The following is a 12480-nucleotide window of genomic DNA, read 5'->3' on the forward strand; positions in this document are numbered from 1 at the left end:
CCATGCCGAAGAAGAAGCTCCTCGTCCTCGCCGGTGACGGCATCGGCCCGGAGGTGATGCGCGAGGCGGGCCTGGTCGCCTCCTGGCTCGAACGCGAGCGCGGGATCTCCTTCGACATCACCGAGGATCTGGTCGGCGGTGCCGCGATCGACGCCTTCGGCACGCCGCTGCGCGACAGCACGCTGCAGAGTGCCAAGGCCGCGGACGCGATCCTGTTCGGCTCGGTGGGCGGTCCGAAATGGGCCGACCAGCCGTTCGACAACCGCCCCGAGGTGGCCCTGCTGCGGCTGCGCGGCGAGCTCGACCTGTTCGCCAACCTGCGCCCCTCGATCGCCTTCGATCCGCTGATCGACGCGTCCCCGATCAAGCCGGAGATCATCCGCGGGCTCGATGTGATGATCGTGCGCGAGAGCGCCGGCGGGGTGTATTTCGGCCATCCGCGCGGCATCGAGACGCTGGAGGACGGCAGCCAGCGCGGCATCAACACCGAAGTCTACACCACGCGCGAGATCGAGCGCGTCGCGCGTGTCGCCTTCGAGCTGGCCCGCAAGCGCAACAATCACGTCACCAGCGTCGAGAAATGCAACGTGATGGAGAGCGGCCTGCTGTGGAAGCAGGTGGTGACCGCGCTGCACGAGCGCGAATACCCCGACGTGACGCTCAGCCACATGCTGGCCGACAACTGCGCGATGCAGCTGGTCAAGAAGCCGTCGCAGTTCGACGTGATCGTCACCGGCAACCTGTTCGGCGACCTGCTGTCGGATCTCGCCTCCGTGCTGCCCGGATCGCTCGGCATGCTGCCCTCGGCGACGCTGGGCGCGCGCACCTCCGACGGCCGCCTGCCGGGGCTGTACGAGCCGATCCATGGCTCGGCCCCCGACATCGCCGGCACGGGGGCGGCCAATCCGCTCGCCCAGATCCTCAGCTTCGCGATGCTGCTGCGTTATTCCTTCGACCTGGAGGAGGACGCGGCCCTGATCGAGGCCGCGGTCGCGGGCGTGCTGGCCAGCGGCCTGCGGACCGCCGACATCATGAGCCCCGGCATGGCCCGTGTGGGCACGCGGGTGATGGGTGAGGCGGTGCTGCGCGAGCTCGACAAGATGGTGGCTTCCCGCATCCCGGCCTGAAGGCCGGGCTGGACAGCGGCGTCCGCACACCGCACGCTCCCGGGCCAAACGACCGGGACGGCAGCGCATCGCTCCCGGCACGACACGGGAGACAGACGCGATGGGCGATCCGCCCGAATGGTCCGGCGATGTGGTGATCGTCGGCGCAGGCCTGTCGGGCATCGGCATGGCGGCCCGGCTGCGGCGCAGCGCACCCTGGGCGCGGTTCGTGATCCTCGAGGGCCGTGCGCGCCCGGGCGGCACCTGGGACCTGTTCCGCTATCCCGGCGTGCGGTCGGATTCCGACATGCACACGCTCGGCTACGGCTTCCGTGCCTGGACCTCGCCGCAGTCGATCGCCAGCGGGGCGGATATCCTGGCCTATATCGAGGCCACCGCCCGCGAGGAGCGGCTCGGACCCCACCTGCGCACCGGCCGTCGCGTCGAATCGGCGTCATGGGACAGTGCGGCGTCGCGCTGGACGGTCCGCGCCGCTCATGACGGCGCGAGCGAACGTTTCACCTGCCGTTTCCTGGTGCTGTGTGCCGGCTATTACGACGCCGATCGCGGCCATGCGCCGGTGTTCGCGCAGCAGGAGCGCTTCGGCGGGCGGATCGTGCATCCGCAGTTCTGGCCCGGCGATCTCGATGTCCGAGGGTGCCGCGTCGCGGTGATCGGCAGCGGTGCCACCGCGGTGACGCTGGTGCCGGCACTCGCCGCGCGCGGCGCGCAGGTGACGATGGTGCAGCGCTCGCCGGGCTACATCGCCTCGCGCCCGTCGCGCGATCGGCTGCAGGGCTGGCTCGAACGCCACCTGTCGCCGGGTCGCGCGGCGCGGCTGACCCGCGCGGCCAGGATCGCCGAGCAGATCGCGCTGTTCCAGCTCGCCCGCCGCCGCCCCGCGCTGGTGCGGCGCAAGGTGCGCGAGGCGATCGTCGCCCGGCTCGGGCCCGACTATCCGGTCGATGTCCATTTCGCCCCGCGCTACGACCCGTGGGACCAGCGTTTCTGCCTGGTGCCCGACAACGACCTGTTCGATGCGATCCGCGATGGTCACGTGACGGTCGAGACCGGGCGGATCGAGCGGTTCGATGCCACCGGCATCGTGATGGAGTCCGGCGCGCATGTGGAGGCCGACATCATCGTCACCGCCACCGGGCTGAGCCTGCGCCCGATGGGCGGCATCGCGCTCGATGTCGATGGTGCGGCGGTCGATGCCGCGCGTGCGATGGTCTACAAGGGCGCGATGCTCAGCGACGTGCCCAACCATGTCTTCGTCGTCGGCTACACCAACGCGTCGTGGACGCTGAAGGCCGATCTGGTGTCGCATTTCACCGCGAGGCTGCTGAACTTCATGCGCCGGCGCGGCTATGCGACGGCGGTGGCCGTGCGCGATCCGTCGGTGGGCGAGCGCGCGCTGCTCGAGCTCGATGCGGGGTATGTCGAGCGGGCGCGCCATCTGCTGCCCAGCCAGGGCGAGCGTGCGCCGTGGCGACTGTTCCAGAATGTCCTGCGCGACACGCCGATGTTCCGGCTCCGGCCGCTGAAGGACGGTGTGTTGCGCTTCAGCCGCAACGGTCGGGAGAGCTGGCGATGAGTCCTCGGAATGTGGCGGTGATCACCGGCGCGACACAGAGGCTCGGCACCGCCCTGGCCCGCCGCCTGGCCCAGTCGGGCGTCAGCCTCGCGCTGGTCGATGGCGATGCGGGCGCGCTGGCGCGCCTTGAGCGCGAGCTGGCGTCGAACCGGATCGTCGTCTCCACGCATGTCGCCGATCCGGCAGATCCCGGTGCCGCCGCCGATGTCGCCACGGCGGCGCTGGCCGTGCATGGCCGAGTCGATCAGCTCTATGCCGCCGCGCGGGCCGATGCCGATCGTGCCTTCGCCGATCTGCCGGCGGGCGAATTCGATCGCGTCATGGCGGTGGTGGCGCGCACGCCGATCGCGCTGGTCCGTGCGCTGCTGCCGAGCCTGGTGGCTGGCGGAGCGGGGCGGGTGGTGGTGTTCGCGGAGCGCAGCGGGCTGGATGCGACCGGCGCGGGGGCGGTGGATGCGGCGGCGCATTACGCGCTGCGCGGCTTCGCCAGCGGCCTCGGCAACGAGCTCGCATTGTCCGGGCGCGGCAGCGTGCATGTGGTCTACGCGACCTCTACGCAGCCGCCCGACAGGGTGGCCCGCGCGGCGATCGACGCGGCGGCGTCCGGCCGGCGGCGGGTCATCGTCGGCGGTGCGGCACGCGCGCTGTCCTGGCTGGATCGGGCGTTTCCCGTCGCGCAGTCGCGTCTGATCGGCGCGGCTGCGCGCCTGGGGGTGCGGGCATGAGCGCGTCTCGCAAGCTGGCCGGTCTCGGCCTCGCCACCGTCGCCCTCTCCGGCGCCACACTGGCGCTCCGCCGCGCACTCGCGCCGCTGCCGATGGCGCTGGCCGGCCGCACGGCGGTGATCACCGGGGCGGCGAGCGGCATTGGACGCGGCATCGCGCGGGCGCTCGCCCGGCAGGGCTGCAATCTCGCCCTCGTCGATCGCAATGCCGGACCGCTCGAAGCGCTCGCGGGCGAGCTGCGCGGCGGCCCCGACCGGCTGCGCATCAGCACCCATGTCGTCGATGTGACCGATGCCGCCGCCAATGTCGCGATGCGCGATGCGGTGGTCGCGGTGCATCACGAGGTCGATCTGCTGTTCAACAATGCCGGGGTCGCCCTGGGCGGCGATTTCGCCCGTGTCTCGGCCGCCGAGTTCGACTGGCTGCTGGGCATCAATCTCGATGCGGTCGTCGATCTCACCCGGCTGTTCCTGCCGCTGCTGCGGGCCGGCGACGATTCCGCGCTGGTGTTCACCTCCAGCCTGTTCGGCCTGATCGCCCCGCCCGGACAGGTCGCCTACTCGACCAGCAAGTTCGCCGTGCGCGGCTTTGCCACGGCCCTGCGCGGCGAGCTGGCCGGCACCCCGGTTTCGGTGACCGTGGTGCATCCGGGCGGCGTGAAGACCGCCATCGCCCGCGACGCCCCTCTGGCCGCCGCGCTGAAGGACGATCCCCGTGCGGCGCGCGAGCGTGCCGCCACCGAGAAATTCCTGCGCATGGACCCCGACCTCGCCGGCCGGATCATCGTCGATGCGGTGAGGAAGCGGCGGCACAGGGTGCTGGTCGGGCTTGACGCGAAGCTGCTGTCCGCGCTCGAACGCGCAAGCCCGGTGGGCTATCCGACGGTCATGCGCGCCGTGTTCGAACGGGCCTCTGCAAGGAAGACATCATGAGCATCCTGCGTCGTGTGAGCATCGTGGCGGGGCTGGCGGGACTCGCCGCCGGCGGTGTGGTCGGCACGCTGTCGATCCTGTCGCGCCGCATCGAGGCCGCAGCCCCGCCGCAGGGCCGGTTCATCGATATCGACGGCAATTCCATCCACTATCTCGACCAGGGCAGCGGTCCGGCGGTGGTGCTGGTGCATGGACTGGGCGGCAACGGGCGCAATTTCACCTATGCGCTGGCCGATCTGCTGGCCAAGCACTTCCGCGTGCTGACGCTGGACCGTCCGGGCTCGGGCTATTCTACCCGTGTGGCCGATGCCGATGCCGATCTGCGCGTGCAGGCCGATCTGCTGACCCGCTTCCTCGATGCGCTGGCGGTGGACAAGCCGATCCTGGTCGGCCATTCGCTCGGCGGTGCGCTGGTGCTGGCCGCAGCACTCGACAATCCCGGCCGCTACCGGGGTCTGGCGCTGATCACCCCGCTGGTGATGCCGCAGGACGAGCCGCCCGAGGCGCTCAAGGCGCTGGCGATCCGCTCGCCGCTGCTGCGACGCCTGGTGGCCTGGAGCATCGCGCTGCCGCTGTCGATCGCGCGACGCGATGCGGTGCTGGCCGGGCTGTTCTCGCCCGATGCCGTGCCCGGGGATTTCCCGATCGCCGGCGGCGGCGCGCTCGGCGCCCGTCCGGTCTCGTTCTATCATGCGTCCACCGACCTCGCCGCCCTGCCGGACTCGCTGCCGGGCCTCGCCGCCCGCTATCCGGCGCTCGACGTGCCGGTCGCGGTCATCGTCGGCACCGGCGACACCATCCTCGATCCCAGGCGTCATGGCGAGGCGCTGGAGGGTGTCGCACCGGATGTGCGCATCACTCGCGTCGAGGGCGGCCACATGATTCCGCTTACCCAGCCCCGTGTGGTCGCCGACTGGCTGACCGCGTTCGCCGACAGCCTCTAGCGGGCGCGCGATGACGGAAGGGTAGGCCGTGACCCTCGTTCAGGCGATGTCGTTGCGCAGGGCCGTGGCCATGCCCGTCAGGGCCGGCAGCAGACGGGTTCGCAGTTCGGCGGCGTCGGCGCGATGGGCGGCCACGCCGACATTGGCCGCCGCCACCACCCGGCCCGAGCGGTCGCGGATCGGGACCGCGATGGAGCGCAGGCCGAGTTCCATCTCCTGGTCGATGAGGGCGAAACCGTCGACGCCCACCCGGTCGAGAAGATCTTCGAGCTCGGCCGCACCCGTCCTGGTGTAGGGCGTGCGCGCGGCGAACGGCGCGGCGTCGAGAAACTGTCTGCGCTGATCGCGGTCGAGGGCGGCCAGCAGGACGCGGCCCATCGAGGTGCAGTAGGCCGGCAGGCGTGAGCCCACCGAGAGGGCGATCGAGATGATCCGCCGGGTCTCGGCACGGGCGATGTAGACGATCTCGTCGCCGTCGAGCACGCCAATCGAGCAGGACTCGCCCAGTTCGTCGCGCAGCCGGTCGAGGAATGGCTGCGCGGTCTCGGCAAGGCGGGTCGAGGTCAGGTAGGTGCGCGCCAGCGACAGCAGCAGCGGGCGCAGCACCCAGCCGCCATTCTCCGCCGTCAGGTAGCCGAGCTGTTCGAGCGTATAGAGACAACGCCGTGCCGCGGGGCGCGGCAGGCCGGTGAGCAGGGCCGCGCGGGCGATGGTCAGCCTGGGCTCGCGCTCGAACGCCCGCAGCACCAGCAGGCCTCGGGCCAGCGACAGCATGAAATCGGGATCGCCCGAGAATCGCGCCAGACGTTCGGCGTCACTGGGTGTGGAATCATCTTTGGACTTGACCACGGCAGCCTCCGGGCCTTGAGTGCAGCTTATCTCTGGTCGCTAATCGTATACAGTGTACGATAATCGGTCAAGTCTCACCAGCGCCGATGGCCCGGTTCCGGGTGTTCGGGCAGTGACGGAGGGGGAAATGAAGAAGATCCACGACACACCGGCGGCAGCCCTGTCGGGGCTGCTGTTCGACGGGATGACGATCATGTCGGGTGGCTTCGGCCTATCCGGCAATCCCGAGAGCCTGATCCCGGAGATCCGCGCCTCCGGCGTGAAGAACCTCACGGTGATCTCGAACAATGCCGGCGCGGACGGGTTCGGGCTGTGGATGCTGCTGCAGAGCCGGCAGGTTAGGAAGATGATCTCGTCCTATATCGGCGACAACAAGCTGTTCGAGGAACTCTATCTCTCCGGCGAGCTGGAACTCGAGCTCAACCCGCAGGGCACGCTCGCCGAACGCATCCGGGCGGGCGGGGCCAGTATTCCGGCCTTCTACACCGCCACCGGCTACGGCACGGTCGTCGCCGAGGGCAAGCCGGTCGAGGAATTTGACGGGCAGATGTATGTCCGCGAGACCTGGCTGCGGGCGGACCTCGCCATCGTCAAGGCCTGGCGCGCCGACCCCGCCGGCAACCTGATGTTCCGCAAGACGGCGCGCAACTTCAATCCGAACATGGCCACCGCCGCGAAGGTGACCGTCGCCGAGGTCGAGGAGATCGTGCCTGAGGGCACCTTCGATCCGGACTGCATCCACACGCCGGGCATTTTCGTCGACCGCATCGTGCTGTCGACGCTCAACGAGAAGCGCATCGAGAAGCGCACCGTGCGCAGGAAGGAGACCGTCTGATGGCTTGGACGCGTGACGAGATGGCCGCCCGCGCGGCCCGCGAACTCCGTGACGGATACTACGTCAATCTCGGTATCGGCATCCCGACGCTGGTCGCCAACCACGTCCCCGCCGGCGTCGAGGTGACGCTGCAGTCCGAGAACGGCATGCTCGGCATCGGGCCGTTCCCCTTCGAGGACGAGGTCGATCCCGATCTGGTCAATGCCGGCAAGGAGACCGTGACCGCACTGCCGACGTCGAGCTTCTTCTCCTCGGCCGACAGTTTCGCGATGATCCGCGGCGGGCATATCGACATGGCCGTGCTCGGCGCGATGGAAGTCGACGAGCACGGCGACCTCGCCAACTGGACGGTGCCGGGAAAGATGGTCAAGGGCATGGGCGGGGCGATGGATCTCGTCGCCGGGGTGCGCAAGATCATCGTGGTGATGGATCTGGCAGCGAAGAACGGCTCGCCGAAATTCGTGCCCGAATGCACGCTGCCGCTGACCGGCAAGAACGTCGTCGACATGATCGTCACCGATCGCTGCGTGTTCGAGCGGCCCGACCGCGCGAGCCCCTTCCGGCTGATCGAGCTCGCCCCGGGGGTCGACGAAGCGGAAGTCGCGGCGAAGGTCACGGCGCATTATCTGAGCGCGGTGCCGGCATGAGCGAGGCCTTCATCTGCGACGCGATCCGCACCCCGATCGGTCGCCTCAACGGTGCGCTGTCGGCCGTGCGCGCCGACGATCTCGCCGCCCATCCGATCCGCGCGCTGATGGCGCGCAACCAGGGTGTCGACTGGGCCGCCCTCGACGATGCGATCCTGGGCTGTGCGAACCAGTCGGGCGAGGACAACCGCAACGTCGCGCGCATGGCGGTGCTGCTGGCCGGCCTGCCGGAAGCGGTTCCGGGTGTCACGGTCAACCGGCTGTGCAGTTCGGGGCTTAACGCGGTCGGCATGGCCGCGCAGGCGATCCGCGCCGGCGATGCCGATTTCATCCTCGCCGGTGGTGTGGAGAGCATGACGCGCGCGCCCTATGTGATGGGCAAGGCGGGCGCTGCCTTCGATCGGGCGCAGAAGCTCGAGGACACCACCCTGGGCTGGCGTTTCGTCAATCCGGCGATGAAGGCGGCCTATGGCGTCGACACGATGCCGCAGACCGGCGAGAACGTCGCCCGCGAATGGAATGTCTCGCGCGAGGAGCAGGACCGTTTCGCGCTGGCCAGTCAGGACAAGACCGCCGCCGCGCAGGCCAGCGGACGCCTGGCGGCCGAGATCGAACCGGTGTCGATCCCGCAGAGGAAGGGCGAGCCGGTCGTGTTCGATCGCGACGAGCATCCGCGCGCGACCTCGCTCGAGGCGCTGGCGAAGCTCAAGCCGGTGGTGAGTGCGGATGGAACCGTGACCGCGGGCAATGCCTCGGGTCTCAACGATGGCGCGGCGGCGATGCTGGTCGCCTCCGAGCGTGCGGCTGCCCGCCATGGGCTGACGCCGCGCGCGCGGGTCGTCGCCATGGCGTCCGCCGGTGTGGCGCCGCGCATCATGGGTGTCGGACCCGTGCAGGCCGCGCATCGACTGTTCGCGCGCACTGGGCTGTCGATCGACGATTTCGACGTCATCGAGCTCAACGAGGCCTTCGCCAGCCAGGCGATCGCCACCCTGCGCGACCTCGGCGTCGCGTGGGACGATCCGCGCGTCAACCGCAATGGCGGGGCGATCGCTCTGGGCCATCCGCTCGGCATGTCGGGCGCCCGCATCGCGCTGACGGCGGTCGAGGAACTGCAGCGCACCGGAGGGCGGCGCGCCCTGGTGTTCCTCTGCATCGGCGCGGGGCAGGGGCTCGGGCTGATTCTCGAGCGCGTGTGAAGGTTTGCAGAACGCGACGCCCGGAAACAGGGCGCGCGATGGGAGGAAGAACGTGATGTCATCGAGACCAGACCCGGTCGCCCGGAGTTCGGGGCTGACGGGCGCGCTCGTCGCCCTGTTCGAGCGCTTCATGCCGGAACCGTTCGTGCTGTCGATCGGGCTGACGCTGCTGGTCGCGGTGGCGGCCGTCTGTTTCGCACCCCACGGCGATTCCGACACGCTGCTCGCCGGCTGGCAGTCGGGCATGTTCAGGATCCTGCCGTTCGCCTTTCAGATGCTGCTGATCCTGGTCACCGGCTACGCGGTGGCGGATTCGAGACCCGTGCAGCGTCTGCTCGCGCGGCTGTCCGCGCATGTCGAGACCCCGCTGCAGGCGGTCTGTCTGGTCTTCCCCGCCGTCGCGATCGCCGCCTGGCTGAACTGGGGACTGGGGCTGGTGATCGCGGCGTTTCTCTCCCGCGAGGTCGGGCGGCGTGCGCCGGTCGATTTCGGCTGGCTGGTGGCGGGCGCCTATTCGGCCTGGTCGGTCTGCAACAACGGTCTGTCGAGCTCGATCGCCCTGTCGCAGGCGTCGGCGGGAAATCCGCTGAATTTCGCCGAGAAGTTCCTCGGTGTGACGATCGCCCTGCGGCACACGCTGTTCGCGCCTTTCGTGTGGGTGCCGACCGTGGCGGTCGTGGTGGTCATGGCATTGATCTTCGTGTGGATCCATCCGGCGACCGGTGCGGTGCATCTCGCCGGGCGGGAGAACGACGCAGCGCCGACGCCGGAGGCGCATGGTGCGGCCCCGCGTGACGGCAGCCCGGCCGCCTGGCTCGGCGGCTCGCCGCTCGGGGTGGTGGTGGTCGTCGTCTTCGGGGCCGGCTGGATCACGATGCAGTGCGTCCACCACCGCTTCGCGCTCGACATCGACACCACGATCCTGCTGTTCCTGCTGGCCGGACTGGTGTTGCAGGGCTCGCCGTCGGCCTATGCCGACGCGGTGCGCCGGGCCGCGGCGCAGACCGGCGCGATGCTGCTGCAATACCCGTTCTACGGCGGCATCATGGGGATCATGAGCGCGACCGGTCTGGCCGCCGCCATCGCCGGCGCCTTCGTCGCCATCGCCTCCGCGGCATCGCTGCCGGTCTGGACCTATGTCGCCTCGCTGGTCATCACCTTCCTGGTGCCGAGCGCCGGCGGACACTGGGCGGTGCAGGGGCCGTTCGCGATGCAGGCCGCCGCCGTCCTGCATGCCGACGCGGCCCGCACGGCGATGGGTGTCGCGATGGCGGAGAACGTCTCGAACATGCTGCAGCCGTTCTGGGCGGTGCCGATCGTGGCGATGGCCGGCATCGAGGTGCAGAAGGTGATGGGATACACCGTCATCACCTTCTGCGTGTCGCTGGTCCTGTACGCCGCCGGATTGCTGCTTCTCTGACGGGACCGTGGCTTGGCGTGCACGCGCCGGCACGGGTGAGCCCGGGCATTCCGGGCGCCGCGCGAGACACCCTAGCCTGAATGCAGCGTGCGCAGCACGTCGTCGCGTCCGAACACCCTCAGCAGCGTGCGCAGATCCCGTCCGCGCCCGTCGGAGAGCTCCGGATCGGCCTCGATGACGCGCTCGGCGTCCTGCCAGGCGCGGCGCAGCGAGGTGTCGTCGAGGAAGCCGCCCGCGACCCGCCACGCCGCCTGACCGGACTGGCGCCGGCCGAGCAGGTCGCCGCCGCCGCGCAGGCGGAAATCCTCGTCGGCGATGACGAACCCGTCCTCGGTGTCGCGCAGCAGCGCGAGGCGGCGGCGCGCGGAGGCGGTCAGCTCGTCGTCGTGCAGCAGCAGGCAGTAGCTCTGCGCGGCACCGCGCCCGACCCGGCCGCGCAGCTGATGGAGCTGGGCGAGGCCGAAGCGCTCGGCATGCTCGACCACCATCACGCTGGCCTGCGGCACGTCGACGCCGACCTCGATCACCGTGGTCGCCACCAGCAGCCGCGTGCGCCCTTCGGCGAAGTCGCGCAGCGCCGCCTCGCGCAGCTCCGCCGGCATCTGCCCGTGCGCCAGCCCGATCGACGGGAAATGCTTCAGCAGCTTGCGGTGCCGCTCCTCGGCCGCCGCCCCGGCCGCGGCGAGATCGGCCGGATCGCCCTGGGCGACCAGCGGACACACCCAGAACACCTGCGCACCACCGTCGAGCGCGCGGGCGATCGCCGCGATCAGGGCCGCCATCGCGCCGATGCTGTGCAGCGTGGTGCGGATCGGCTGTCGTCCGGCGGGCTTGCCGGACAGTCGCGACACCGCCATCTCGCTCCATTGCGTCAGCAGCAGGGTACGCGGGATCGGCGTCGCGGTCATGACCAGCACGTCGGTGGTCGCGCCCTTCTCGCCGAGCTGCAGGCGCTGCTCGACGCCGAAGCGGTGCTGTTCGTCGATCACCGCGAGGCCGAGATCGGCGAAGCGCACGCCAGACTGGAACAGCGCATGCGTGCCGACCACCAGCCGCAGCCCGCCATCGGCGACGCCGCGCAGCAGCTTCGTGCGCGCCGCCCCCTTCACCGAGCCGGTCAGCAGCCCGACCGGAGTTGCGCACAGCGACGACAGCGTGCGGTGGTGCTGGCGGGCGAGGATCTCGGTCGGCGCCATCAGTGCGGCCTGCGCGCCGGCCTCGACCGCGCGCAGCATCGCCAGTGTGGCGACCAGGGTCTTGCCTGCGCCGACATCGCCCTGCAGCAGGCGCAGCATGCGGGTGGGGGCGGCGAGGTCGGCGTCGATCTCGGCCAGGGCGCGCGTCTGGGACGGTGTCGGCGGGTGGCCGAAGCGGCGCAGTGCCTCGTCTCGCAGCGTGCCGTCGCCGGTCAGGGCGCGGCCCGGACGGTCGCGCTGCACCCGCTTCGCCTCCGCCCGCGCCAGCGCGTCGGCGAGCAGTTCGTCGGCGGCGAGCCGGGCGCGGGCGCGGGCCTGACGGATGCGGATGTCGCCGGGCGACAGCGTGGCGAGTGCGCGTTCCGGCGCGTGCAGCAGGCTCAGCGCTTCGGCGAAGCCCGGCCAGTGCTGCGTGCGCAGCACGGCGGCATCCTGCCATTCCGGCAGCTCCGGCAGACAGGCGAGGGCAGCCGCCATCGCCCGTCCGAGCATCCGCCCGCTCAGCCCCGCGGTCAGTGGCCAGACCGGTTCCAGCGCGGGGATGGTGTTGGCCTGGGCGGCGAGCACGACATGGTCCGGATTGGTCATCACCGGACGGCCGCCATAGAGCTCGATGCGTCCGGAGGCGACGATGTCCAGCCCGGGTGTGGCGAGTTTCGGCCGTCCGCGGGCGAAGAAGCTCAGCTCGATGGTGCCGCTCGCATCCGCCCCGCGCACCCGCCAGGGGGCACGGCCATGCGAGGGTGCGCGGACATCGACCACCCGAAGGGCGAGTGTCGCGATGCTGCCGGGCCGGGCCTGATCGACCGTCGGGCGCTCGCGGCGGTCGATCAGCGTTTCGTCGGGCAGATGCAACAGCAGGTCGAGCACACGTTCGCCGTCGATCGCGCGCGCTAGCAGCCGCGCCAGCGCCGGGCCGATGCCGGGCAGCGCGGTCAGCGGCGCCAGTAGCGGTGCCAGCGGGTCCGAGCGCGACTCGGGGAGGAGCAACTCAGCAGGCGCCATCCCCGCACAGTTGCCCGCGCGCACC

General features: G+C 70.6%; 11 protein-coding genes. 9 read left to right on the plus strand and 2 right to left on the minus strand.

What is annotated here, in order from left to right; genetic code table 11:
* Positions 1-2 precede the first annotated feature (2 nt).
* The 5 genes from leuB (at position 3) to FHR90_RS08995 (ending at position 5304) form a co-directional block, all read left to right on the plus strand.
* Entirely contained in the window at positions 3-1127 is a 1125-nt protein-coding gene (gene leuB / locus FHR90_RS08975; RefSeq protein ID WP_176625826.1) for a 3-isopropylmalate dehydrogenase, read from the plus strand.
* Positions 1128-1227: 100 nt separating this feature from the next.
* Entirely contained in the window at positions 1228-2703 is a 1476-nt protein-coding gene (locus FHR90_RS08980; protein WP_183275079.1) for a flavin-containing monooxygenase, read from the plus strand.
* Positions 2700-3428 carry an SDR family NAD(P)-dependent oxidoreductase gene (locus FHR90_RS08985; RefSeq protein WP_183275080.1) on the plus strand — a complete coding sequence of 243 codons (729 nt, stop codon included), beginning with the start codon at positions 2700-2702 and terminating at the stop codon, positions 3426-3428. Before FHR90_RS08980 ends, FHR90_RS08985 begins: the two co-directional genes overlap by 4 nt.
* Positions 3425-4360 (plus strand): SDR family NAD(P)-dependent oxidoreductase, encoded by a 936-nt coding sequence (locus FHR90_RS08990; RefSeq protein ID WP_221188240.1) that lies wholly within the window; start codon positions 3425-3427, stop codon positions 4358-4360. The genes FHR90_RS08985 and FHR90_RS08990 overlap by 4 nt, the downstream gene beginning before the upstream one ends.
* Entirely contained in the window at positions 4357-5304 is a 948-nt protein-coding gene (locus FHR90_RS08995; protein ID WP_176623648.1) for an alpha/beta fold hydrolase, read from the plus strand. The genes FHR90_RS08990 and FHR90_RS08995 overlap by 4 nt, the downstream gene beginning before the upstream one ends.
* Positions 5305-5343: 39 nt before the next feature.
* Here the strand turns inward: FHR90_RS08995 and FHR90_RS09000 are convergent, their stop codons facing one another.
* Positions 5344-6153 (minus strand): IclR family transcriptional regulator domain-containing protein, encoded by an 810-nt coding sequence (locus FHR90_RS09000; RefSeq protein WP_266152784.1) that lies wholly within the window; start codon positions 6151-6153, stop codon positions 5344-5346.
* Positions 6154-6280: 127 nt separating this feature from the next.
* On the opposite strand from FHR90_RS09000, the gene FHR90_RS09005 reads away from it, so the two are divergent.
* From FHR90_RS09005 to FHR90_RS09020, 4 genes are read left to right on the plus strand one after another with little or no spacing between them, the layout of a single operon-like run.
* A complete protein-coding gene (locus tag FHR90_RS09005) occupies positions 6281-6988 on the plus strand; it encodes a CoA transferase subunit A (RefSeq protein WP_176623650.1) in 708 nt (235 codons plus the stop codon).
* Positions 6988-7635, plus strand: a complete 648-nt coding sequence (locus tag FHR90_RS09010; RefSeq protein WP_176623652.1) for a 3-oxoacid CoA-transferase subunit B — start codon at positions 6988-6990, stop codon at positions 7633-7635. The genes FHR90_RS09005 and FHR90_RS09010 overlap by 1 nt, the downstream gene beginning before the upstream one ends.
* Complete coding sequence (gene pcaF / locus FHR90_RS09015) at positions 7632-8834, plus strand: 3-oxoadipyl-CoA thiolase (RefSeq protein WP_176623654.1); 1203 nt, start codon at positions 7632-7634, stop codon at positions 8832-8834. Before FHR90_RS09010 ends, pcaF begins: the two co-directional genes overlap by 4 nt.
* 55 nt (positions 8835-8889) lie before the next feature.
* Positions 8890-10254 (plus strand): TIGR00366 family protein, encoded by a 1365-nt coding sequence (locus tag FHR90_RS09020; RefSeq protein WP_176623656.1) that lies wholly within the window; start codon positions 8890-8892, stop codon positions 10252-10254.
* A 71-nt stretch (positions 10255-10325) separates the two neighbouring features.
* On the opposite strand, the gene recG is transcribed toward FHR90_RS09020, so the two are convergent.
* Entirely contained in the window at positions 10326-12440 is a 2115-nt protein-coding gene (recG, locus tag FHR90_RS09025) for an ATP-dependent DNA helicase RecG (RefSeq protein WP_246330137.1), read from the minus strand.
* Between the last annotated feature and the right edge of the window lie 40 nt (positions 12441-12480).

Origin of the sequence: Endobacter medicaginis (assembly GCF_014192375.1) — a bacterium.
GTDB lineage: Bacteria > Pseudomonadota > Alphaproteobacteria > Acetobacterales > Acetobacteraceae > Endobacter > Endobacter medicaginis.

What these genes read in the sequence shown, in the direction of transcription:
- leuB (WP_176625826.1), top strand. Translation starts at nt 3, where the DNA reads ATGCCGAAGAAGAAGCTCCTCGTCCTCGCCGGTGACGGCATCGGCCCG.
- FHR90_RS08980 (WP_183275079.1), top strand. Translation starts at nt 1,228, where the DNA reads ATGGGCGATCCGCCCGAATGGTCCGGCGATGTGGTGATCGTCGGCGCA.
- FHR90_RS08985 (WP_183275080.1), top strand. Translation starts at nt 2,700, where the DNA reads ATGAGTCCTCGGAATGTGGCGGTGATCACCGGCGCGACACAGAGGCTC.
- FHR90_RS08990 (WP_221188240.1), top strand. Translation starts at nt 3,425, where the DNA reads ATGAGCGCGTCTCGCAAGCTGGCCGGTCTCGGCCTCGCCACCGTCGCC.
- FHR90_RS08995 (WP_176623648.1), top strand. Translation starts at nt 4,357, where the DNA reads ATGAGCATCCTGCGTCGTGTGAGCATCGTGGCGGGGCTGGCGGGACTC.
- FHR90_RS09005 (WP_176623650.1), top strand. Translation starts at nt 6,281, where the DNA reads ATGAAGAAGATCCACGACACACCGGCGGCAGCCCTGTCGGGGCTGCTG.
- FHR90_RS09010 (WP_176623652.1), top strand. Translation starts at nt 6,988, where the DNA reads ATGGCTTGGACGCGTGACGAGATGGCCGCCCGCGCGGCCCGCGAACTC.
- pcaF (WP_176623654.1), top strand. Translation starts at nt 7,632, where the DNA reads ATGAGCGAGGCCTTCATCTGCGACGCGATCCGCACCCCGATCGGTCGC.
- FHR90_RS09020 (WP_176623656.1), top strand. Translation starts at nt 8,890, where the DNA reads ATGTCATCGAGACCAGACCCGGTCGCCCGGAGTTCGGGGCTGACGGGC.